Below are 22,511 nucleotides of genomic sequence, written 5' to 3' on the forward strand. Positions count from 1 at the left end.
TTGATCCACATGGCCGAAACCTCCTCGCCCGTGAGCTACCCCGTCACCACGCGTGCGCTGGGCCTGGCGATCATCGTCCTCAGCGGTCTGCAGTTGATGGTCGTGCTCGACGGCACGGTCGCCAATCTCGCGCTGGCGCCGCTGCAGGAGGACCTCGGTCTGAGTGACGCGGGCCGCAACTGGGTGCTCACGTCGTACGCCCTGAGCTACGGGGGGCTGATGCTCCTCGGCGGACGTCTCGGCGACGCCTTCGGCCGCAAACGCATGTTCATCGCCGGCGTCGGCCTGTTCACCGTCGCGTCGCTGCTGTGCGGCCTCGCCGTCAACGAGGGCACCCTCGTCGCGGCCCGCGCGCTGCAGGGCGTCGGCGCCGCCGTGGCCTCGCCCACGGCCCTGGCGCTGGTCGCCACCACCTTCGCGCCCGGACCGGCACGCAACCAGGCGATCGCCATCTTCGCGGCCATGACGGGCGTCGGATCGATCGCGGGGCTGATCATCGGCGGCGCCCTCACCGAGGTGTCCTGGCGCTGGATCTTCCTGATCAACGTGCCGATCGGGATGCTGATCGTGAGCCTGGCGGTGGTCGCGCTGCGCGAGACCGCGGCCGAGCGGCTGCCGCTGGACGTGCCGGGCGCGGTGCTCGCCACACTCGGCTGCACCGGTCTCGTCTTCGGGCTCACCGAGGGCCCGGAGATGGGGTGGACCAGTCCTGCGGTGGTCGGCGCGCTGATCACCGGTACCGCGCTGCTCGCGGTGTTCCTCGTCGTCGAGCGCCGCGCCGAGAACCCGCTGCTGCCGTTCGTGCTGTTCCGCAACCCGGACCGGGTCGCGACGTTCGTGTCCATCTTCTTCGCCGGTGCCGTCATGTTCAGCCTCGCCGCGTTCGTCGCCCTGTTCGTGCAGGACATCCTCGGCTATTCGCCGCTGCAGGCCGGCCTGGCGTTCGTGCCCTTCGCCTTCGGCCTGGGCGCCGCCGCGGCGGTCGCGTCGAAGCTGGCGGTGCGGGTGCGGCCCCGCTGGCTGGTCGTCACCGGGGCGCTGATCATGGCGGTCAGCCTCCTGTACGGCTCGACGATGTCGCACACCGTCGCCTACCTGCCGACGCTGTTCGTCCTGGTGCTCGTCGTCGGGTTCGGGGTGGGCCTGGCCGTGGTGCCGCTGCCGCTGTGCGCGATCGCCGGCGTCGGCTCGCACGAGATCGGCCCGCTCGCGGCGATCGCCCAGGTGGCGCAGACCCTCGGCGGCCCGATCGGCCTGGCCGTGATCGGCGCGATGGCCACGTCGCGGACCCTGTCGCTGGGCGGCACGTCCGGCGCCGTCGCCGACATGGATCCCGGCCAGCTCTACGCGCTGGGGGAGGGCTACCTCTTCGCCCTCGTCGGCTGTGCGGTGTGCGCCGTGATCGCGGGTGCCGCGGCGCTGTTCATCCGCTTCACCCCCGAGCAGGTGGCGCAGGCCCAGGTGGCGGAGAAGGCGGCGCAGGGCGCGTAGCCCCGTACCGGCCCTGCCGCCGAGGTGTGCCCGGCCCCAGCGGCGGGGTAGCCGACGGACATGTTGTCGACCATCACCGAGTGGATGCGGTTCCCGGCGACGTGGACCGCACGCGCGGTACGCGTGCGCGGGCACGAGCGGTACGTCGCCGCGCAGGCGCTGAAGTCGGCCCTCGCGGCGGTCCTCGCGTGGCTCGTCGCCGCCGAGTGGCTGACGCTGCCGCAGGCCTTCCTCGCCCCCTACGTCGCAGTGTTCCTCGTCGAGACCACGGTGTTCCGGTCCCTCCGGCAGGCGGTGGTGCAGATCGGAACGGTCGTCGCCGGCGTGCTGCTCGCGGCAACGGCGGAATGGCTGGTGCCGGGGCAGACGGCGGCGATCGGCGTCGTGGTGCTCGTCGGCTGGTTCGTCGGCCGCTGGCGGCGGTTCGGTTCGAACGGGATCTGGGTGGCGATCACCGCGTTGCTGGTGATCGCGACGGGCGCCGCCGGCAGCCCCGTGATGCTGGGGGAGCGGCTGCTCGAGACGGCGATCGGGGCAGCGTGCGGACTCGTGGTGACCGCGGCGCTGTTCCCGCCGGTCTACCCGGTCGGGGACGAACTCGGGGTACTCGCCCGTGAGGCCCGATCCCTGCTGTGTGACATGGCCGCCGGGCTGGGCCACGAGGCGGGTCCGGGGCCCGGGGGCTGGGTGCGTCGCACGGGGGAGATCGACCGGATGGTGGACCGCGCGGCGGAGTCGTCGCAGTGGGCACGAGAGAGTGTGCGGCTCAATCCGCGCCCGATCGCGGCCCGGGTCCGGGATCAGGCCTCGGCCTCCGACGACGTCCTCGACCGGCTGTGGTACGCCGTGCCGGCGCTCCGCGAACTCGCCCGCGTGGCGGAGGCGGCGTCGGACGGCGTTCTCGACGGGGCGGACGACGCGGCGCGCTGCTCGGTGCCTGCTCTCCTGACAGCCCTGGCCGAGCTCGTGGACCGGATCGGGGACACCGCTGCCGACCCCGTCCGATTCGCCGAACCCGTCCGATTCGACGACGCCTGCGGCGAGTGCGCCGACCGGCTGGCCGAACTGCAGCGATCGGCCGCCGGGTCCGCCGATCCTCGGGTGGCGGCCGTGCTCGGTAGCTTCTGGCACCCGGCGCACCGGTTCCTCACCGCGGTGCAGGACACCCGGCGCGTGCCGCAGTCAGGTCAGGATCACCAGTTCGGTGGCTGACGCCACCTCGACCCGCAGGCCCGCCCGGGCCGCGACGCGGGCGGCACCGTCGACGTCGGCCGGCTCCGCGCGGGTCAGTACGAGCGCGCGGGCCAGCAGGCCCTTGTGGTGCTTGTTGAAGTGACTGACCACCTTGCGGCTCCCGTCGGGCTGCTCGGTGAGCACGGTCGCGGTGACCGCGCCGGGGACGGGCCCGAGCTGCCGGTACACCCCCGACCGCAGGTCCACCACGAGCTGCCCGGCGGCCTCGGCGGCCAGGGCGCCGCTCAGCTCCGGCCGCCACAGCGACGCGAGGGTCCCGACGCCGGGCAGCTTCGATCCGCCCGACAGGCGATAGGCCGGGATGGGATCGCCCGCGCGCACCGCGCCGAACAGGGCCGATCCGATCGCGAGTCGCCGGTGGGCCTTCTCCCGCTGCGCCCGGGTGAACGAGCCGGCGTCGAGGGCGTCGAACAGCACCCCGGTGTAGCGCGCGAGAGCCGGCCGGGTGGGCGAGACCCACAGCTTGGCGTTGCGTTCGATCTCGTCCGCCTGCGTGGGACCCAGGCCCAGGGCGAGGCTCGACGCCTCCGGATCCGCGGCCAGGTCGACGAGCGCCTGCACCAGCTCCTCGCGGGTCGCGGTCAGTTGCGGCATCGACAGCTCGCCCAGGTCGAGGGGCGCACCGTCGCCGCCGTCGGACTTGGTTTCGGAGGGAGGCAGAAGCACCAGCACAAGCGGTAACCGTACCGAGGTCGGTTCCGGGGCGGCAGGTAGGCTGCTCTCCCGTGATCACCCGCATGTCGCACCTGTTTCTCCGCACCCTCCGCGACGACCCGGCCGACGCCGAGGTCGCCAGCCACAAGCTGCTCGTGCGCGCCGGCTACGTCCGCCGCATCGCCCCGGGGGTGTACTCGTGGCTGCCGCTGGGTCTGCGGGTACTGCGGCAGGTCGAGCGTGTCGTGCGCGAGGAGATGAACGCGATCGGTGGGCAGGAGATCTCGCTGCCGGCGCTGCTGCCGCGCGACCCCTACGAGACCACGAACCGGTGGACCGAGTACGGCGACGGGTTGTTCCGGCTCCAGGACCGCAAGGGCGCCGACTACCTGCTCGGCCCCACCCACGAGGAGATGTTCGCGCTCACCGTCAAGGGTGAATACAACTCGTACAAGGATTTTCCGGTCACCCTGTACCAGATCCAGACGAAGTACCGCGACGAGGAACGTCCCCGTGCCGGCATCCTCCGCGGCCGCGAGTTCGTGATGAAGGACTCCTACAGCTTCGACCTCACCGACGAGGGCCTGGCCGAGTCGTACCGGGCGCATCGTGACGCCTACGAGCGGATCTTCGCCCGACTCGGCGTGAAGTACGTGATCGTCTCCGCGACGTCGGGCGCCATGGGCGGCAGCGCGTCGGAGGAATTCCTCGCCGAGAGCGACGCCGGCGAGGACACGTACGTGCGCTGCCTCGAGTCGGGCTACGCCGCGAACGTCGAGGCCGTCGAGACCCTGGCCCCCGAGCCGGTTCCGTTCGACGGGCTGCCCGAGGCGGTGGTGCACGACACCCCGGACACCCCGACCATCGACACTCTCGTCGAGTGGGCCAACGGTGCGCTCGACCGCCCGGTGACCGCCGCCGACACCCTCAAGAACATCCTCGTCAAGACGCGGCGACCCGGCGGGGAGTGGGAACTGCTCGGCATCGGCATCCCCGGCGACCGGGAGGTCGACGACAAGCGGCTCGGCGCGTCGCTCGAGCCGGCCGAGTACGAGCTGCTCACGGACGCCGACTTCGCGGCCAACCCGTTCCTCGTCAAGGGGTATATCGGTCCGAAAGCGTTGCTCGACAACGGAGTTCGTTACCTCGTCGATCCGCGTGTCGGAAACGGCACGTCGTGGATCACCGGCGCCGACGAGCCCGGCAGGCACGTCGTCGGACTCGTCGCCGGGCGCGACTTCACCCCGGACGGGACCATCGAGGCCGCCGAGGTGCGCGACGGTGACCCGTCCCCGGACGGTGCGGGCCCGCTCGTGTCGGCGCGCGGCATCGAGATCGGCCACGTGTTCCAGCTCGGCCGCAAGTACACCGACGCCTTCGCCGTCGACGTGCTCGGCGAGAACGGCAAGCCGGTGCGCCCGACCATGGGTTCCTACGGCGTCGGTGTCTCCCGGCTCGTCGCCGTGATCGCCGAGCAGCAGCACGACGACAAGGGCCTGCGGTGGCCCGCCGAGGTCGCCCCGTTCGGGGTGCACCTGGTGATCGCGAACAAGGACGAGGCGGCCCGGGAGGGTGCCGAGAATCTGGCCGCCGAGCTCGACAAGGCGGGCGTCGAGGTGCTGCTCGACGATCGCAAGGCCTCGCCCGGCGTGAAGTTCAAGGACTCCGAGCTGCTCGGCGTGCCGCTGGTCGTCGTCGTCGGCCGCGGCTGGGCCGACGGCAAGGTCGAGCTGCGCGACCGGTTCAGCGGCGAGTCCCGCGAGGTGCCGGCCGATGCGGCCCTGAAGGAGATCCTCGGCGCGTAGTAGCACCCCCGTTGGCCCTCGGGATCGCGTGCGGGCCACCGGGGCACCACACTGATGCCATGGACGACTGGGAGCGCACCGACGCCTACCTGACCGACACCCTGATCGGGGCCGACCCTCAGCTCGAGGACGCGCTCGCGGCGAACGCCGCGGCGGGCCTGCCGCCGATCGACGTCGCACCCGTGCAGGGCAAGTTCCTGCATCTGCTGGCGCGGATCCGCGGTGCGCGGCGCATCCTCGAGATCGGCACGCTCGGCGGGTACTCCACCATCTGGCTCGCGCGGGCCGTCGGCGACGACGGGCGCGTGGTCACCCTCGAGTACGAGCCCCGGCACGCCGAGGTCGCGCGCGCCAACCTCGATCGCGCCGGCGTGGGGGAGCGGGTCGACATCCGGGTGGGCGCCGCCCTCGACACCCTGCCGTCCCTCGAGGGCGGGGCCCCGTTCGACCTGGTGTTCGTCGATGCGGACAAGGAGAACAACCCGCACTACGTGCGGTGGGCGCTGCGGCTCGGCCGCCCCGGCACCGTCATCGTCGTCGACAACGTGATCCGCGGCGGTTCGGTCACCAACGCCGATCTCGACGACGAGCGGGTGCGCGGCGCCCGAGAGGTGCTGGAACTCATGGCCACCGACCCCCGGCTCGACGCGACCGCGCTGCAGACCGTCGGCGCAAAGGGCTGGGACGGCTTCGCGATAGCGGTCGTGACCGACTGAGCATTTCGCCCGCGGCGGTCGGCGCGAGCGGATGCCGCGGCGTCCCGGTCGAGGTCAGGGCTGCCCGGGCAGCGCGACGGACGGCGGGACGACCCCGAGGTTCGCGCGCCACCGGGCCGCCCGCATCGCGGACTCGGTGAGCGCCTCGATCGCCGCCCCGCGGGTGTGCTCGCTGCGTGCCCGCTCGACGACGGAGCGCCACGCCACCGCGACATCGGTCTCGATCTGCACCGCCAACTGTGCGGCGGAAACCGCGTCGGTCACCGGGAAGGGCGTCGTGTACCCGGCGGCCGCGGTGGGCGGGGTGACGGCGGCGGCCCGCAGCGCGTCCGTGGTGGCGTCGCGCCGGGCCCGGTGGGCGGCGGTGTCCGCCGACACCTCGGCCGCGCGGGCGGGATTGGAGAACGCGGCGACGATGCCGTAGCCGAACACCGCGGCGTACTCGGCGTTCAACGCGTCCACGAGGGCCTGCTGCTCGACGCCCAGCGACTGTGAACTCACGGCAGCAGCACCCCCTTGTGCACGGCGCACGCGGCGCTGATCGAGGCGAGCATGCCCGCCCGGTAGCCCTGCAGGGTGCGGGCCAGGTCCGCGGCGGCCCGCTGGGAGCCGTTCAGTCGCTCGCGCAGCAGGTCGAGGGTGGGTGGATCCGCGGCCGGGGCCACGGTCGTCGTCGTGGTGGTCGACGCCGTGGTGGTCGACGCCGGGTCGGCCCCGGCGAGCCGGGCCACCTCGGCGTCGAGGACCTGGGCGTGGGTCGTGCGCTCGGCGCCGACGGCATTCAGGGCGCCCGCCCGGTCGGGGAGCAGCGCGACGAGCAGACCGGCGGTCGCGGCGTCGACGCGCGCCCGCTCGGCCTGGGCGATCAGGGGATCGACCTCCCCGGCGCCGTCGTCCGTGCCGGCGCCGCACCCGGCGACGGCGAGCGCACCGACGCCGCCGAGCGCGGCGCCGGACCAGCGCAGCACGGTGCGTCGGGACACGGGTGGTGAGGATGCGGGCGTCGGCACCGCACCATCGTGCCAGCCCGGTCCGGGCGGATCCGACGGTGGTCGGGCCGCGGGGGGTTGGTCACGGGAGCGCCGGATGCGCGATACCCTTGAATACCTGCCGGTCCGCTCGTGCGCCGGCATGACGTCCGCTGCGATCACAACTGAACGAGGAGCCTGTCGCGATGCCGGTGCCGCCCCCGGAGAGAATTGCCGAACTCGTCTCCGGCCCGATCGAGCGCGAGGGATACGACCTCGAGGACGTGGTGATCACGTCTGCGGGCAAGCACAGCACGGTGCGGCTGTTCGTCGACAGCGACGCCGGGTTGAGCCTCGACGAGGCCGCCCGCCTGAGCACCCTGGTCTCCGAGGCGTTCGACGCCGTCTCCGATTTCGGCGAGTCGCCCTACGTGCTCGAGGTGACCAGCCCCGGCATCGGCCGCCCGCTCACCCGCGAGCGGCACTGGCGCCGGTCCCAGGCCCGCAAGGCCCGGATCGAACTGGACGACGAGACGATCGTCGGCCGCATCGGCGAGCTCGTCGGGGACGAGGTCCGGATCGTCGTTCCCGGCCGCAGCGGGCCCTCGGTGCGGGCGATCCCGCTCGCGGAGGTGCGCCGCGCCGTCGTCGAGGTGGAGTTCAACGCGCCGAATCCGCGCGAACTCGAGCTCGCGGGCGGCCTGCCGGACGGCCGGGTGCGTGCCGGCGAGATCGCCGAGGGCGACGGCGACGACCCGGACGACGAGAGCGGCACGGACTACAACGGCACGGACGAAGTGAAGGTGGACAAGTGAATATCGACATCGCAGCCCTGAAGGTCCTCGAGGCCGACAAGAACATCCCGTTCGATGCGCTGATCGAGACGATCCAGACGGCCCTGCTCACGGCCTACCGGCATACCGACGGGCACCAGCCGCACGCGAGTGTCGACGTGGACCGCCGGACCGGTGCCGTGCGGGTGATGGCGCAGGAGTTCGACGCGGACGGCAACCTCGTCTCCGAGTGGGACGACACCCCGGAGGGCTTCGGTCGCATCGCGGCGACCACCGCCCGCCAGGTGATCATGCAGCGCATCCGCGATGCCGAGCACGAGCAGCGGTTCGGGGAGTTCGCGACACACGAGGGCGAGGTCGTCGCCGGTGTGGTCCAGCGCGACACCCGCGCCAACGCCCGCGGCATGGTCGTGGTGAAGATCGGCGCCGAGACCACCGGCACCGAAGGGCTGATCCCGCCGGCCGAGCAGGTGCCCGGCGAGACGTACGAGCACGGCGACCGGATCCGGTGCTACGTCGTCGGGGTGTCGCGGGGGCAGCGCGGCCCGCAGATCACCCTGTCGCGGACGCACCCCAACCTGGTGCGCAAGCTCTTCGCCCTCGAGGTGCCGGAGATCGCGGACGGGTCGGTGGAGATCGTCGCCGTCGCGCGGGAGGCCGGCCATCGCTCCAAGATCGCCGTCCACTCGCGGGTGCCGGGATTGAACGCCAAGGGCGCGTGCATCGGCCCGATGGGGCAGCGGGTGCGCAACGTCATGCGCGAACTCGGTGACGAGAAGATCGACATCATCGACTTCGACGAGGATCCGGCGAAGTTCGTCGGTAACGCGCTGTCCCCCTCGAAGGTGGTATCCGTCACAGTCGTCGACCCCGACGCGCGCGCCGCGCGGGTCGTCGTTCCCGACTACCAGCTGTCCCTCGCGATCGGCAAGGAAGGGCAGAATGCCCGGCTGGCCGCGCGGCTGACCGGGTGGCGGATCGACATCCGCAGCGATGCCGCGGCCGGCGGTCCGGCGTCGGCGGGATCGCCCGCGACAGGCAGATAGGCGTGGAATGCACGGTTCCGGCCCGATCAGCGGTAGAGTGGTCGATGGCTCAGCATGAGCTGCCCTCGGTCGACCGAGAGCGCACCGGTCCGGTGCGCACCTGTGTCGGGTGTCGGCAGCGGGTGCTGGCTGCCGATCTGCTGAGGGTTGTGGCGCGGGCGACGGAGCCGTCAGGCTTCGTGCTGGTGCCGGACCCGGGGCGGAGGATGCCCGGTCGGGGCGCGTGGATGCACCCCGATCCGGAATGCCTCGGTCAGGCGGAACGGCGTCGAGCATTCGGCAGAGCGCTGCGGGTGTCGGGAACAATCGACCCGTCTGCGCTTGTTCAGCTGGTCGGGGTCCGGAACGAGGAGGACTCGGCGTAGCGATACGCGCCGGACCGGGGACACCAACTCTGAGAAGAACAGGTACAAGCACTCATGAGCACACCGTGAAGCACCAGCGATGAACGTCCATCGGAGATAACCCGAGGTCGTGCGGGCACCAGCCGCTCGACCTCATCAGTGAGGAGAGCAGTGGCAGGCAAGGCCCGTGTACACGAGTTGGCCAAGGAACTCGGTGTCACCAGTAAGGAACTTCTCGCCCGTTTGAAGGAACAGGGCGAATTCGTGAAGTCGGCGTCCTCGACGGTCGAGCCGCCGGTCGCGCGTCGACTGCGCGAATCTTTCGCGAAGGCGAACGGCGACGGCGCAGCTCCGTCGGCGGCAGCCCCCAAGCCCGGGGCGCCGCGCCCCGGTCCCCGTCCGGCAGCGCCCGCCCAGGCCGCGCCGGCACCCGCCCCGGCCCCGAAGTCCGAGGCCGCAACCCCCGCGCCGAGTCCGGCTCCGGCTTCGCGCCCCGCCGCACCCGGCCCCAAGCCCGGCGCTCCGCGCCCGGCTGCCCCGAAGCCGGCCACCCCGCAGGCTCCGGCCGCGCAGGCCGCGCCGCAGGCTCCGGCCCCGCAGGCTCCGGCCCCGCAGGCTCCGGCTCCGCAGGCTCCGAGCGCCGGCCCCAAGCCGGGCGGTCCCCGTCCCGGCCCGAAGCCGCCGCGCGTCGGCAACAATCCGTACTCGTCCGCACCCGCGGAGCGGCCCGCGCCGCGTCCGGGCGCGCCGCGTCCGGTTCCCGGTCAGGGTCGCCCCGCGGCCGGTCCCGGCGGTGCCCGTCCGGCTCCCGGTCAGGGTCGCCCCGCAGCCGGTCCCGGCGGTGCCCGTCCGGCTCCCGGTCAGGGTCGCCCCGCGGCCGGTCCCGGCGGTCCCCGTCCGGCTCCCGGCCAGGGCGGTCCCCGGCCGTCCCCCGGCTCGATGCCCCCGCGTCCGAACCCGGCCGCGATGCCGCAGCGTGCTGCGCGTCCCGGCCCGACCGGTCGTCCCGGCCGTCCCGGCGCGCCCGGCGGACGTCCGGCCGGCGCTGGTGGCGGCGGCGGTTACCGCGGTGGCGGTGGCGGTGCTCCCGGCGCCGGTGCCGGTGCCGGTGCCGCCGGTGGTTTCCGCGGTCGTCCCGGTGGCGGTGGCGGTGGCGCCGGCCGTGGTGGCCGCGGCGGAACCGCGGGTGCCTTCGGTCGTCCCGGTGGCGCTCCGCGCCGTGGCCGCAAGTCGAAGCGGCAGAAGCGGCAGGAATACGATTCGATGCAGGCACCGTCGGTCGGTGGTGTGCGGCTGCCGCGCGGCAACGGCGAGACCATCCGTCTCGCCCGTGGCGCGTCGCTGTCCGACTTCGCGGAGAAGATCGACGCGAACCCGTCGGCCCTGGTCCAGGCGCTGTTCAACCTCGGTGAGATGGTCACGGCCACTCAGTCGGTGAACGACGAGACCCTCGAGCTGCTCGGCTCGGAGATGAACTACAACGTTCAGGTCGTCAGCCCCGAGGACGAGGACCGCGAGCTGCTCGAGTCGTTCGACATCACCTACGGCGAGGACGAGGGCACCGAGGAAGACCTCGTGCAGCGTCCGCCGGTGGTGACCGTCATGGGTCACGTCGACCACGGCAAGACCCGCCTGCTCGACACGATCCGCAAGGCCAACGTCCGCGAGGGCGAGGCCGGCGGCATCACCCAGCACATCGGCGCCTACCAGGTGATGACCCACCTCAACGGCGAAGACCGGCTGATCACCTTCATCGACACCCCGGGTCACGAGGCGTTCACCGCCATGCGTGCCCGCGGCGCGAAGTCGACCGACATCGCGATCCTCGTGGTCGCGGCCGACGACGGCGTCATGCCGCAGACGGTGGAGGCGATCAACCACGCGCAGGCTGCGGACGTGCCGATCGTGGTCGCGGTGAACAAGATCGACAAGGAGGGTGCGAACCCCCAGAAGATCCGCCAGCAGCTCACCGAGTACGGACTGGTCACCGAGGAGTACGGCGGCGACACCATGTTCGTCGACATCTCGGCGAAGCAGGGCCTGAACATCGACCAGCTGCTCGAGGCCGTGCTGCTCACCGCGGACGCGTCCCTCGACCTGCGGGCCAACCCGGACATGGAGGCGCAGGGCGTCGCGATCGAGGCGCACCTCGACCGCGGCCGCGGCCCCGTGGCCACCGTCCTGGTCCAGCGCGGCACGCTGCGCGTGGGCGACTCGATCGTCGCGGGCGACGCGTACGGCCGTGTCCGCCGAATGGTGGACGAGCACGGCGACGACGTCCTCGAGGCGTTCCCCTCGCGTCCGGTCCAGGTCATCGGCTTCACGTCGGTGCCCGGCGCCGGTGACAACCTCGTCGTCGTCGAGGAGGACCGCATCGCACGGCAGATCGCGGACCGCCGCAATGCGCGCAAGCGCAACGCGCTGGCCGCCAAGAGCCGCAAGCGGATCAGCCTCGAGGACCTCGATGCCGCGCTCAAGGAGCACAACGAGCTCAACCTCATCCTCAAGGGCGACAACGCCGGTACGGTCGAAGCCCTCGAGGAGGCCCTCATGGGCATCGAGGTCGGCGACGAGGTGCGCCTGCGGGTCATCGACCGCGGTGTCGGTGGTGTCACCGAGACCAACGTCAACCTGGCCGCCGCGTCGAACGCCGTGATCATCGGCTTCAACGTCCGCGCCGAGGGCAAGGCCACCGAGCTCGCCAACCGCGAGGGCGTCGACATCCGCTACTACTCGATCATCTACCAGGCGATCGACGAGGTGGAGAAGGCCCTCAAGGGCATGCTCAAGCCGATCTACGAGGAGGTCGAGCTCGGCCGCGCCGAGATCCGGGCGATCTTCAAGTCGTCCAAGGTCGGCAACATCGCGGGCTGCATGGTCCAGTCGGGTGTCGTCAAGCGCAACGCGAAGGCCCGTCTGCTCCGCGACAACAACGTGGTCGCCGAGACGGTCACCATCTCGTCGCTGCGGCGCGAGAAGGACGATGTGACCGAGGTGCGGGAAGGCTTCGAGTGCGGTCTGACGGTCACCTACTCCGACATCAAGATCGGTGACGTGATCGAGGCGTACGAGCTGCGCGAGAAGCCGCGCGACTGACGCAGCCGGACACAACCGACGGCCTCGTCGGCGGCGGTGGGCGAGATGATCGCCCGCCGCCGTCGGCGTGCCGGAGGACCGGCACCGGACGACACCGGAGGGTGGATGTATCTCGGGGCACTGGAACTGGACGTCCTGCTCGGTGACGTGCGCTCGCTCAAGCAGAAGCGGTCCGTGATCCGGCCCGTCCTCGCCGAGCTGCGGCGGATGGCGGTCAGCGCCGCCGAGACCGGCGACCAGGACCTCTACCGTCGCGCCGAGATCGGCGTGGCGGTGGCCGCATCGGCGGTGCCCTATCTCAACGAGGTGCTCGACACGTGCGAGCGGCTCGTCGCCGGCCGCCCGGAGTTGCAGCTGCTCTCCGTGCGGCGAAGAATTTTCGGTCCGGAGGACTGACCGGACCGGTGGAACAAACATGTGGTCGCCGCCGGCGGCCGGGGAGAGGAACCGACTGACATGGCCGATCCAGCACGGGCACGTCGACTGGCCAAGCGCATCGCCACGATCGTCGCCACGGCCATCGATCACGAGATCAAGGATCCGCGGCTGGCGTTCGTCACCGTGACCGATGCGAAGGTCACCGCAGATCTGCACGACGCCACCGTCTACTACACGGTCCGCGGCGAGGACCTGGACACCGAACCCGACCTGGCCGCGGCCGCCGCAGGCCTGGAGAAGGCCAAGGGCGTGCTGCGCTCGAAGGTCGGGGCGGGCACCGGGGTGCGGTTCACCCCCACCCTGACCTTCGTCACCGACACCGTGCCGGACACCGCCCGGCACATGGAGGAACTCCTCGAACGGGCACGGGCCGCCGACGAGGAACTCGCCAAGGCCCGCGAGGGCGCCGCTCCCGCCGGCGAGCCGGATCCCTACAAGGAACCACGGGTGCGTCCCGACGACGGTGACGACCTGTAGCGCACCGATGGCCGAGTCGATCCAGGCCGCCACGGCGGTCGATCTGCGCGACGCCGTCGCGCTCCTCGGGGACGCCACCTCGGTGACGATCCTCTGCCACGTCCAGCCCGACGCCGACACCTTCGCCAGCGGCCTGGCACTCGGCACGGTGCTCGAGCGGCGCGGCATTCCGGTGCAGGTGGCGTTCGCGTCGCCGACCGCCGTCCCGGCGTCGATGCGCGACCTGCCCGGCGGGCACCTGCGGGTGCCCGCCGGGCAGGTGCGCCGCGAGGTCGACCTGCTCGTCACCGTGGACTGCGGCACGGCCGGCCGGCTCGGGCATCTCGCGGACCGGCTGGCAGGCGCGAAGCACACCCTGGTGATCGACCACCACCGCTCCAACACCCGGTTCGGCACCCACAATCTGATCGACGAGGCCGCCGAATCCACCACCGCCGTGCTCGCCGAGCTGTTCGACGAGTGGGGCGTGGAGATCGACGCGGACCTCGCCCACTGCCTGTACGCGGGGCTGGTCACCGACACCGGCTCGTTCCGGTGGGGACGCGCCGGGGGACACCGTCTGGCCGAGCGCCTGCTGGCCACCGGCATCGACGGGGCCGCCATCACGCGACGGCTCCTCGACACGCACCCCTTCGGGTGGCTGCCGATGCTGTCGCGGGTGCTCGCGTCGGCGACGCTCGTTCCCGACGCCGCCGGCGGACGCGGACTCGTCCACGCGACGGTGCTGCGCGCCGATTCGGCGCACCTCGGCGCCGAGGAGGTCGAAAGCGTCATCGACATCGTCCGGACCACCGCCGAAGCGGAGGTCGCCGCCGTGTTCAAGGAGTGCGGCCCGGACGTGTGGACGGTATCGCTGCGCTCGAAGAACGCCGTCGACGTCTCCGTCGCCGCCACCGCCCTCGGCGGAGGTGGGCATCGGTTCGCATCCGGATACACCGCGTACGGCGACCGCGACCGGGTCGTCACGGCGCTGCGCGCGGCCCTGGACTGACGGTGCCGGCGCCGCAACCGCGGGACACCGCCGGCCCGGAACCGGACGCGCCCCCGCACGTCGTCCCCGAGGCCACCGCCCGGCGCATCCTCGGGCTCGCGGTGCCGGCCCTCGGGGTGCTCGCCGCCGAGCCGCTGTACCTCCTGTTCGACATCGCCGTCGTCGGCCGGCTCGGCGCGCTCGCGCTCGCGGGCCTCGCCATCGGCGGCCTCGTCCTCGCCCAGGTCAGCACCCAGCTGACCTTCCTGTCCTACGGGACCACGGCCCGCGCCGCCCGCCTCCACGGCGCCGGCCGGCGTGACGCCGCCGTCGCCGAGGGTGTGCAGGCCACCTGGCTCGCGCTCGGTGTCGGCACCGCGATCCTGCTCGTCGGGCAGGTACTGGCGGAACCGGTGGCCGCGCTGATCGCCGGGGACCCGGAGATCGCCGACGCCGCAGTGTCGTGGCTGCGGGTCGCCCTGTTCGGCGCACCGCTGATCCTCGTCGGGCTCGCCGGCAACGGCTGGATGCGAGGCGTGCAGGACACCGCCCGCCCGCTGCGGTACGTGCTCGCCGGGCTCGCGCTCTCGGCGGTGCTGTGCCCGGTGCTCGTGCACGGCCTGCTCGGCGCCCCCCGCTGGGAACTCGCCGGTTCCGCCGTCGCCAACGTCGCCGGACAGGGTGTCTCCGCGGCCCTGTTCGTCGGGGCACTGCTCCGGGCCGGTGTGCCGCTGCGGCCTCGTCGCGCGGTGATCGTGGCGCAGTTGCGCCTCGGCCGCGATCTGATCGCCCGCAGCCTCGCCTTCCAGGCGTGCTTCCTGTCCGCGGCCGCGGTGGCGGCCCGCTTCGGTGCCGCGGCCGTCGCGGCGCACCAGGTGGTGCTGCAGCTGTGGAACTTCGTCGCGCTCACCCTCGACTCGCTCGCCGTCGCCGCGCAGGCCCTGGTGGGTGCGGCGCTCGGGGCGGGGGCCCGGTCCGGCGCGAAGCGCCTGGCCTGGCGGATCACCGCCTGGTCCACGGTGTTCGCCGCCGGCCTGGCCCTGGCGTTCCTGCTCGGCGGCGACGTGATCCCGGCGCTGTTCACCGACGACCCGGCGGTCCTCGAGCAGATCGACGTCGCCTGGTGGTTCTTCGTCGCGCTCATGCCCGCCGCCGGAGTGGTGTTCGCGCTCGACGGGGTGCTGCTCGGCGCCGGTGACGCCGCCTTCCTGCGCACCGCCACGCTCGCGTCCGCGCTGTTCGGCTTCCTGCCCGTCGTCTGGTGCTCGCTGGTGTGGGGCTGGGGGCTCGCGGGTATCTGGACGGGGCTTACGGTGTTCATCGTGTTCCGCATGGCGGCCGTGGTCTGGCGGACCCGGTCGGGGCGGTGGGCCGTCGCCGGTGCGGACCGGCAGATCCGGCGCGAGACGGTACGGGACGAGACAGAAGGGCAGGACCGGTGACGGGGAAACTCTGGGCGGTCAGCGACATCCACGTCGGGCATCGAGGCAATCGCCCCGTCACCGAGGATCTGCACCCCGAATCCCCGGACGACTGGTTGATCGTCGCCGGCGACGTCGCCGAGAAGTCCGACGACATCCGCTGGGCGCTGTCGCTGCTGCGCAGCCGTTTCGCCAAGGTGATCTGGGTTCCCGGCAACCACGAGCTGTGGACCACCGCCAAGGACCCGGTGCAGATGCACGGCGCCGCCCGGTACGACTACCTCGTGACGATGTGCCGCGAACTCGACGTGCTCACCCCGGAGGACCCGTATCCCGTGTGGCACGGGGAGGGCGGGCCGGTGACGCTCGTGCCGATGTTCCTGCTCTACGACTACTCGTTCCTGCCCGAGGGCACCACGACGAAGGCCGAGGGCCTGGCGCTCGCCCGCGAACGCAACGTCGTCGCCACCGACGAGTTCCTCCTCTCACCCGACCCGTACGTCACCCGCGACGTGTGGTGCCGCGTGCGGCTCGACGACACCCGCAAGCGCCTCGACGCCCTCGACCCGGCGCTGCCGACGGTGCTGATCAACCACTTCCCACTGGTCCGCGAACCCACCCGGATGCTGTTCTACCCGGAGTTCTCCCTCTGATGTGGCACCACCGAGACCGCCGATTGGCACCTGCGCTACCGCGCGTTGTGCGCCGTGTACGGACACCTGCACATCCCGCGCACCACGTACTACGACGGCGTCCGCTTCGAGGAGGTCTCCCTCGGCTACCCACGGGAATGGCAGCGCCGGGGTCTGCCCGAGCCGCTGCTGCGCCAGATCCTGCCGGTGCCGGAGTATCCGCCGGGATCGCTGAACAAGTGGGGCGGGCACTTCCGGGTGACCCCCGAGATGGAAGCCGAAGTCGAGAAGATGCGCGCTGAGCGCGCTGCACAGAACACGCGCACTGGGGAGCTGCGATGACCGACCCGACGACCTCGACCCGCACCGGGCTGATCACCCGGATCCTGCCCGACGGCATCGCCGCCGCGGAGTTGTTCGAGGACCCGCCCGGCCTGCGACCGCACCCGCAGGAGGAGGCGCTCGTCGCCCGTGCGGTGGACAAGCGGCGACGGGAGTTCGCGGGGGCGCGGCACTGCGCGCGGCTCGCCATGCGGCAGCTCGGGATGGAGCCCGGGCCGGTGCTCAAGGGCGACAAGGGGGCGCCCGTATGGCCGCGGGGAGTCGTCGGCAGCCTCACCCACTGCGACGGTTACCGCGGCGCCGTCCTGGCCTACGCGCTGCAGGTGCGGTCGCTGGGGATCGACGCGGAGCCGCACGGTCCCCTGCCCGACGGGGTGCTCGAGGCGGTGTCCCTGCCGCAGGAGCGCACCTGGCTCGCCGGCACCGAGCCGAGCCTGCACTGGGACCGCCTGCTCTTCTGCGCGAAGGAGGCCACCTACAAGGCGTGGTTCCCGCTCACCGGGCGCTGGCTGGGCTTCGAGGACGCCCACATCACGTTCGAGCGCGACGGCGCGGCCGCCGTACCGAGCGCGGCCGCGTCGGGCACGTTCCGTTCCGACCTGCTCGTACCCGGCGACACCCGCGACGGTGCGCCGCTGTCGGCGTTCGACGGGCGGTGGTTGATCGCCGACGGGCTGGTGCTCACCGCGATCGTCGTGCACTGACACCGGGGCCGCCGCGGCAGGTGGCAGAATCGGGCCCCGTGTCTGCCTCCGAGAACCCCGCCCTCGCCCGTGCCGGCCTGCTCGTCGTCGACAAGGACCCGGGTATGACCAGCCACGACGTGGTGGCCCGCTGCCGGCGGCTGCTCGGCACCCGCAAGGTCGGTCATGCCGGCACCCTCGACCCGATGGCGACGGGCGTGCTCGTGCTCGGGGTGGAGCGCGCGACGAAGATGCTGGGCCTGCTCGCCCTCACCACCAAGGCGTATTCGGCGACGATCCGGCTCGGGCAGAGCACCGTCACCGACGACGCCGAGGGTGAGGTGCTCGCGACCACCGACGCCTCCGCCGTCGCGGACGAGGCGATCGCGGCGGCCGTTGCCGCGCTCACGGGGGAGATCTCCCAGGTGCCTGCCAGCGTCAGCGCGATCAAGATCGACGGCAAGCGCGCCTACGCCCGGATGCGCGAGGGGGAGACCGTCGAGCTCGCGGCCCGGCCGGTCACGGTCTCGCGGTTCGAGGTGCTGTCCCGGCGGACCACCTCGGACGGGTTCGTCGATCTCGACGTCGAGGTGGAGTGCTCGTCCGGCACCTACATCCGGGCGCTGGCCCGGGATCTGGGGGCCGCCCTGGGCGTCGGCGCGCACCTGACGGCGCTGCGGCGCACCCGGGTCGGCCCGTTCGGGCTCGAGCACGCCCGCACGCTCGCCCAGCTCGAGGAGAGCCCGACCGTGAGCCTGGACATCGATGCAGCCGTCCGCACCGCGTTCCCGTGCCGCGACGTCACCGCGGCGGAGGCGGAACTGCTGGCGAACGGCCGGTGGCTGGATCCGGTGGGGATTCCCGGCGTGTACGCGGCGATCGACCCGTCCGGCCGGGCCGCGGCGCTGCTGCAGGAGAAGGGCAAGCGGGCCTCGGCAGTGTTCGTCGTGCGCCCGGCCACCATGTAGCGGTGTGTCCTTCGGGCTGCTCCCGCCGCCCGAAGGACACACCGGCGCCGCGGCCGCCTACACCAGCCAGATCGCGTCGGCCGCGGGATGCCCGAGGTCGACCGTGGTGCCGCCGTCGCCGCCGATACGGACCGAGACGGTGCCCGCGAAGTCGCGGCGTTCGACGACCCGGATGTCGGTGTCGAGGGCTATGCCCACGTCGTCGAAGTAGCGCAGCATCGCCGGGTCCGCGTCCGAGATGCGGGCGACGCGGCCGTGCTCGCCGTCGACGAACGCGCTGAGCTGCCGGGCCGGGGGAGTGGGGATCGTGCCGTCGTCCGCCGGGATCGGGTCGCCGTGCGGGTCCCGCTCGGGATGGCCGAGCTTGGCGTCGATGGCGGCGACGAGCCGGTCGGAGACGGCGTGCTCGAGGACCTCGGCCTCGTCGTGCACCTCGTCCCAGCCGTAGCCGAGTTCCTGGACCAGATACGTCTCGAGCAGACGGTGCTTGCGGACCATGGCCACGGCGGCGGCGCGCCCGGAGTCCGTGAGGGAGATCGCGCCGTAGCGGGCGTGGTCGACGAGGCCCTGATCGGCGAGCTTGCGGACGGCCTCGGAGACGGTCGACGCCGACACTCCGAGCTTCTCCGCGAGCAGCTTCGTCGAGACCTTCTCCCCCGACCATTCCCGCACGGTCCAGATGATCTTGAGGTAGTCCTGCGCGACCGGCGTCAGCGTGTCCGCCGTCGCCACCTCGGTCGTCCCGCTTCTCTCGCCCACGGGGACAGCTTAGGCAAGTCTCACCGCGGATTCATCCGCGTCGCGCAGCCGTGCCCGCCGCCGCAGCGCCCCGGTGATCAGTCCCTGGTGCGGCGAGAAGAGGTAGGCCACCGTGAACACGACGGCCTGCGCCAGGACGACGACACCGCCGGTGGAGGCGTCGGTGTAGTAGCTGACGTACACCCCGGCCGCCGATGTCAGCGCGGCCAGGGTGGGGGCGAGCACCAGCATCCGCGACAGCCGTTCGGTGAGCAGGTACGCCGTCGCACCGGGGATGATCAGCATCGCCACGACGAGGATCACCCCGACGGCCTGGATGGCGGCGACGATGGTGACCGCGAGGAGAGCGAGCAACAGGGCGGACAGCCGGGCCGGGGAGATCCCGAGGGCGTGGGCCTGCCCCCGGTCGAACGCGAACAGGGTCAGGTCGCGGCGCTTGGCGATCAGCACGACGAGCACCACCACCGCGAGGGCGGTGACCTGCCACATGTCCTCGGTGGCCAGGCCCAGCAGGTTGCCGAAGAGCACGTGGTGCAGGTCCACCTGGCTCGGGTTCTTGGAGATCAGGACGACGCCGAGGGCAAACAGCGTCGTGAACACCACGCCGATCGCGGCGTCCTCCTTGACCTTGGTGGTGCTGCGCACGAGCCCGATCAGGGCGACGGCGGCCCCGGCGAACAGCAACGCGCCCAGGGCGAACGGTGCCCCCACCAGGTAGGCCAGCACCACCCCCGGCAGCACGGCGTGGGAGACGGCGTCGCCCATCAGCGACCAGCCGATGAGGACGAGCCAGCAGCTGAGCAGGGCACACACGACCGTGGCGGCCACCGCGACGACGAGCGCACGCTGCATGAAGCCGTACTGCAGCGGTTCGACGATCAGTTCGACGAGGTTCACCGCGCCTCCTGGGGAACGTAAGGGGTCGGCACCAGCGGGTCGACGCCGAAGGCGCGGGCGAGGTTCTCCGGCCGGAGCACCTCCTCCGGGGCGCCGTGCACGAGGATGCGACGCTGCAGCAGCGCGGCCTCGTCGCACAGCGTCGACAGCCCGGCGAGGTCGTGGGTGGCGACGAGGACCGTGTGCCCGGAGCCGGCGAGGTCCCGGATCACGCCGGTCAGCGCCGCCTCGGTGCGCTTGTCCACCCCGGCGAACGGCTCGTCGAGCAGCAACAGGGGAGCGCCCTGGGCGATGGCGCGGGCGACGAAGACCCGCTTGCGCTGACCGCCCGAGAGCTGCCCGATCTGCCGCTGCTCGTAGCCGGCCATGTCGACGCGTTCGAGCGCGGCCCGGACCGCGGCGTGGTCGGCAGGCCGCGGCCGGCGCAGCCAGTTCTGGTGGCCGTAGCGGCCCGTCATCACGACTTCGCCCACGCTGATGGGGAAGTCCCAGTCGACGGCCTCGCTCTGCGGCACGTACGCGACGGCTCCGGCCTTGCGGGCGGTGACGGTGTCGGCGCCGCCGATGGACACGGTGCCGGCGCTCGGCCGCACGATGCCCATGATCGCCTTGAAGAGGGTCGACTTGCCCGAGCCGTTGGTGCCGACGAGCCCGCACACCCGGCCGGTGGCGAGGGTCAGGTCGACGCCGTCGAGCGCGGTGACGGTGCGGTAGTGCACGCTCAGGCGGGAGACGGCCAGTGCGGGGGCGGGTGTCGCGGTCATGGGCGCAGCCCTTCGGTGATGGTGCGGACGTCGTGCCGGAGCAGCTCGAGGTAGGTCGGCACGGGGCCGTCCGGCTCGGAGAGCGAGTCGACGTACAGGGTTCCGCCGAACCGGGCACCGGTGTCCTCGGCGACCTGCCGCTGGGCCTTGTCCGAGACGGTGGACTCACAGAACACGGCGGGCACGGCGTTGGCCCGGACGAAGTCGACCGTACGGGCGATCTGCTGGGGGGTGCCCTGCTGGTCGGCGTTGACCGCCCACAGGTACGCCTCGCTCAGGCCGGCGTCGCGGGCCAGGTAGCTGAAGGCGCCCTCGCAGGTGACCAGCGCTCGGTGATTCGGCGGCAGCACGGCCAGGTCGGCGACGAGCTGTTCGTGCACCGCCTGCAGTTCGGCGCGGTACGCCGCGGCGTTGGCGGCGTAGTCGGAGGCGTGCTCGGGGTCGAGCTCGGCGAACGCGGCGGCGATGTTGTCGACGTACGTCTGGGCCGCCAACGGGGACATCCACGCGTGCGGGTTGTGCCGCCCCGCGTAGGCGTCCTCGCCGATCGGCAGCGGCGGCACGCCCTCGCTGAGGACGGCGTGGGCGGCGTCGGTGTCGGCGAGGAACTGTTCGAACCAGCGCTCGAGGCCCAGGCCGTTGTCGAGGACGAGGTCGGCCCGGGTGGCGTAGCGGAGGTCGCCCGGGGTGGGCTCGTAGCCGTGGACCTCGGCACCGACCTTGGTGATCGACTCGACCCGCAGGTGTTCCCCGGCGACGTTGCGGGCCATGTCCGCGAGCACCGTGAAGGTTGTCAGCACCAGGGGGCGGTCGTCGTCGGAACTCTGCGCCGAGCTGCAGCCCGCCAGGATCGCCGTGGCCGCGAACGCCACGGCGATTTTGCGGAGTCCAACGAAAATGTTCGGCATACCGAAATTATGGCGGTGTGCCGTCGGCGTTGTCCATGCGACGCCCCGGGCGAGCCGGAGATGACCGTCCGGCCGCCGGGTCGTAGGCTGCGCTTGTGCAGAGATGGCGAGGTCTCGACGAAATTCCCGCGGATTGGGGTCGTTGTGTCCTGACGATCGGGGTGTTCGACGGTGTGCACCGCGGGCACCAGCAGCTGATCGCGCGGGCAGTGAAGTCGGCGAAGGAACGCGGCACAGCCAGCGTCCTGATGACGTTCGACCCGCACCCGATGGAGGTCGTGCGGCCGGGCAGTCACCCGGCGCAGCTCACGACCCTCGCGCGGCGGGCAGAACTGGCCGAGGAGCTCGGCATCGACGTCTTCTGCGTCATGCCGTTCACCCCCGAGTTCATGAAGCTGTCCCCGGAGCGGTACGCCCACGAGATCCTCGTCGAGCGGCTCCACGTCGCCGAGGTCGTCGTGGGCGAGAACTTCACCTTCGGCAAGAAGGCCGCCGGCAACGTCGACCTGCTGCGCACCATCGGCGAGCGCTTCGGCTTCGCCGTTCAGGGCCTGACCTTGCTCAGCGAACATGCGGTGACGTTCTCCTCCACCTACATCCGCTCGTGCGTCGACGCCGGCGACGTCGCCGCCGCGGCCGACGCGCTGGGCCGCCCGCACCGCGTCGAGGGCGTCGTGGTGCACGGGGACGGCCGCGGCCGCGATCTCGGCTTCCCCACCGCGAACGTCGCGCCGCCGATGTACTCGGCCATTCCCGCGGACGGCGTCTACGCCTGCTGGTTCACCGTCCTCGGCCCGGGCACCGGGGGGCTCGGCACCGTCACGCCGGGGGAGCGGTACCTCGCGGCGGTGTCGGTGGGCACCAATCCGACCTTCTCCGGGCGCACCCGCACCGTGGAGGCGTTCGTCCTCGACGAGGAGGCCGACCTGTACGGCCAGCACGTCGCGGTCGACTTCGTCGAGCGGCTGCGCGGCATGGAGCGGTTCGAATCGGTGGAGGCCCTCATCTCGGCGATGCACCGCGACGCCGAGCGGGCCCGCGAGGTGCTCGAGCGCACTCGCGGCTAGGGCCGTTCCGGTCCGGG

The 22,511-nt window shown here is 72.3% G+C and carries 22 protein-coding genes and 1 pseudogene; 16 read left to right on the forward strand and 7 right to left on the reverse strand.

All coding sequences use genetic code 11. The features are described 5' to 3' along the window. Window positions 1–9: 9 nt before the first annotated feature. A complete protein-coding gene (locus KZJ41_RS12820) occupies window positions 10–1,491 on the forward strand; it encodes an MFS transporter (RefSeq protein ID WP_050035096.1) in 1,482 nt (493 codons plus the stop codon). Between the two features lie 60 nt (window positions 1,492–1,551). Continuing rightward, the gene (locus tag KZJ41_RS12825) at window positions 1,552–2,703 is read left to right on the forward strand and encodes an FUSC family protein (RefSeq protein ID WP_050035097.1); all 1,152 of its coding nucleotides are present in this window, start codon (window positions 1,552–1,554) and stop codon (window positions 2,701–2,703) included. Here the strand turns inward: KZJ41_RS12825 and yaaA are convergent. Continuing rightward, window positions 2,674–3,417: a peroxide stress protein YaaA gene (gene yaaA, locus KZJ41_RS12830; protein ID WP_029543262.1), complete on the reverse strand. Its 744-nt coding sequence runs from the start codon at window positions 3,415–3,417 to the stop codon at window positions 2,674–2,676. The two genes, KZJ41_RS12825 and yaaA, sit on opposite strands and share 30 nt — an antisense overlap. A 53-nt stretch (window positions 3,418–3,470) precedes the next feature. On the opposite strand from yaaA, the gene KZJ41_RS12835 reads away from it, so the two are divergent. Then, window positions 3,471–5,204: a proline--tRNA ligase gene (locus KZJ41_RS12835; protein ID WP_006937413.1), complete on the forward strand. Its 1,734-nt coding sequence runs from the start codon at window positions 3,471–3,473 to the stop codon at window positions 5,202–5,204. A gap of 59 nt (window positions 5,205–5,263) precedes the next feature. After that, a complete protein-coding gene (locus tag KZJ41_RS12840; protein WP_065922639.1) occupies window positions 5,264–5,920 on the forward strand; it encodes an O-methyltransferase in 657 nt (218 codons plus the stop codon). Between the two features lie 54 nt (window positions 5,921–5,974). Here KZJ41_RS12840 and KZJ41_RS12845 read toward each other — a convergent pair whose 3' ends face one another. Then, window positions 5,975–6,421 carry a ferritin-like domain-containing protein gene (locus tag KZJ41_RS12845; RefSeq protein WP_006937411.1) on the reverse strand — a complete coding sequence of 149 codons (447 nt, stop codon included), beginning with the start codon at window positions 6,419–6,421 and terminating at the stop codon, window positions 5,975–5,977. Further along, window positions 6,418–6,930 (reverse strand): conserved transmembrane alanine RICH protein, encoded by a 513-nt coding sequence (locus tag KZJ41_RS12850; protein WP_065922638.1) that lies wholly within the window; start codon window positions 6,928–6,930, stop codon window positions 6,418–6,420. The genes KZJ41_RS12845 and KZJ41_RS12850 overlap by 4 nt, the downstream gene beginning before the upstream one ends. A 164-nt stretch (window positions 6,931–7,094) precedes the next feature. Here KZJ41_RS12850 and rimP point away from each other — a divergent pair, with 164 nt between their 5' ends. The 11 genes and pseudogenes from rimP (at window position 7,095) to truB (ending at window position 18,099) form a co-directional block, all read left to right on the forward strand. Then, window positions 7,095–7,703: a ribosome maturation factor RimP gene (gene rimP / locus KZJ41_RS12855; RefSeq protein WP_006937409.1), complete on the forward strand. Its 609-nt coding sequence runs from the start codon at window positions 7,095–7,097 to the stop codon at window positions 7,701–7,703. Continuing rightward, window positions 7,700–8,728, forward strand: a complete 1,029-nt coding sequence (nusA, locus tag KZJ41_RS12860; RefSeq protein ID WP_006937408.1) for a transcription termination factor NusA — start codon at window positions 7,700–7,702, stop codon at window positions 8,726–8,728. Before rimP ends, nusA begins: the two co-directional genes overlap by 4 nt. A gap of 44 nt (window positions 8,729–8,772) precedes the next feature. Beyond that, on the forward strand, window positions 8,773–9,093 hold the full coding sequence (locus KZJ41_RS12865) for a YlxR family protein (RefSeq protein ID WP_080688557.1): 321 nt from the start codon (window positions 8,773–8,775) through the stop codon (window positions 9,091–9,093). Window positions 9,094–9,243: 150 nt separating this feature from the next. Next, the gene (gene infB / locus KZJ41_RS12870) at window positions 9,244–12,168 is read left to right on the forward strand and encodes a translation initiation factor IF-2 (RefSeq protein WP_185712710.1); all 2,925 of its coding nucleotides are present in this window, start codon (window positions 9,244–9,246) and stop codon (window positions 12,166–12,168) included. A 105-nt stretch (window positions 12,169–12,273) separates the two neighbouring features. Beyond that, window positions 12,274–12,564 carry a DUF503 domain-containing protein gene (locus tag KZJ41_RS12875; protein WP_029543284.1) on the forward strand — a complete coding sequence of 97 codons (291 nt, stop codon included), beginning with the start codon at window positions 12,274–12,276 and terminating at the stop codon, window positions 12,562–12,564. A gap of 60 nt (window positions 12,565–12,624) precedes the next feature. Continuing rightward, window positions 12,625–13,083 (forward strand): 30S ribosome-binding factor RbfA, encoded by a 459-nt coding sequence (rbfA, locus tag KZJ41_RS12880; RefSeq protein WP_029543285.1) that lies wholly within the window; start codon window positions 12,625–12,627, stop codon window positions 13,081–13,083. A gap of 7 nt (window positions 13,084–13,090) precedes the next feature. Next, the gene (locus KZJ41_RS12885; RefSeq protein ID WP_065922637.1) at window positions 13,091–14,074 is read left to right on the forward strand and encodes a bifunctional oligoribonuclease/PAP phosphatase NrnA; all 984 of its coding nucleotides are present in this window, start codon (window positions 13,091–13,093) and stop codon (window positions 14,072–14,074) included. A 2-nt stretch (window positions 14,075–14,076) separates the two neighbouring features. Beyond that, window positions 14,077–15,495 (forward strand): MATE family efflux transporter, encoded by a 1,419-nt coding sequence (locus tag KZJ41_RS12890; RefSeq protein WP_029543288.1) that lies wholly within the window; start codon window positions 14,077–14,079, stop codon window positions 15,493–15,495. Then, window positions 15,492–16,448 (forward strand): annotated as a pseudogene (locus tag KZJ41_RS12895) (metallophosphoesterase). The gene KZJ41_RS12890 and the pseudogene KZJ41_RS12895 overlap by 4 nt, the downstream one beginning before the upstream one ends. Beyond that, window positions 16,445–17,152 (forward strand): 4'-phosphopantetheinyl transferase Npt, encoded by a 708-nt coding sequence (gene npt / locus KZJ41_RS12900; RefSeq protein ID WP_037200816.1) that lies wholly within the window; start codon window positions 16,445–16,447, stop codon window positions 17,150–17,152. Before KZJ41_RS12895 ends, npt begins: the two are co-directional and overlap by 4 nt. Window positions 17,153–17,190: 38 nt before the next feature. Next, a complete protein-coding gene (gene truB, locus KZJ41_RS12905; protein ID WP_029543293.1) occupies window positions 17,191–18,099 on the forward strand; it encodes a tRNA pseudouridine(55) synthase TruB in 909 nt (302 codons plus the stop codon). Between the two features lie 57 nt (window positions 18,100–18,156). Here the strand turns inward: truB and KZJ41_RS12910 are convergent, their stop codons facing one another. Genes KZJ41_RS12910 through KZJ41_RS12925 form a run of 4 tightly spaced genes read right to left on the reverse strand, consistent with a single transcriptional unit; the run spans window position 18,157 to window position 21,427 of the window. Further along, on the reverse strand, window positions 18,157–18,831 hold the full coding sequence (locus KZJ41_RS12910; RefSeq protein WP_029543295.1) for a metal-dependent transcriptional regulator: 675 nt from the start codon (window positions 18,829–18,831) through the stop codon (window positions 18,157–18,159). A 36-nt stretch (window positions 18,832–18,867) separates the two neighbouring features. Beyond that, window positions 18,868–19,755: a metal ABC transporter permease gene (locus KZJ41_RS12915; protein ID WP_006948325.1), complete on the reverse strand. Its 888-nt coding sequence runs from the start codon at window positions 19,753–19,755 to the stop codon at window positions 18,868–18,870. Further along, window positions 19,752–20,519, reverse strand: a complete 768-nt coding sequence (locus tag KZJ41_RS12920; RefSeq protein WP_006948323.1) for a metal ABC transporter ATP-binding protein — start codon at window positions 20,517–20,519, stop codon at window positions 19,752–19,754. Before KZJ41_RS12920 ends, KZJ41_RS12915 begins: the two co-directional genes overlap by 4 nt. Beyond that, complete coding sequence (locus KZJ41_RS12925) at window positions 20,516–21,427, reverse strand: metal ABC transporter substrate-binding protein (RefSeq protein ID WP_006948318.1); 912 nt, start codon at window positions 21,425–21,427, stop codon at window positions 20,516–20,518. The genes KZJ41_RS12920 and KZJ41_RS12925 overlap by 4 nt, the downstream gene beginning before the upstream one ends. 95 nt (window positions 21,428–21,522) lie before the next feature. Here KZJ41_RS12925 and KZJ41_RS12930 point away from each other — a divergent pair, with 95 nt between their 5' ends. Further along, window positions 21,523–22,494 carry a bifunctional riboflavin kinase/FAD synthetase gene (locus tag KZJ41_RS12930; RefSeq protein WP_006948316.1) on the forward strand — a complete coding sequence of 324 codons (972 nt, stop codon included), beginning with the start codon at window positions 21,523–21,525 and terminating at the stop codon, window positions 22,492–22,494. Window positions 22,495–22,511 lie beyond the last annotated feature (17 nt).

The sequence above is a fragment of the Rhodococcus sp. 11-3 genome, assembly GCF_023704055.1.
Lineage (GTDB): Bacteria > Actinomycetota > Actinomycetes > Mycobacteriales > Mycobacteriaceae > Rhodococcus > Rhodococcus aetherivorans.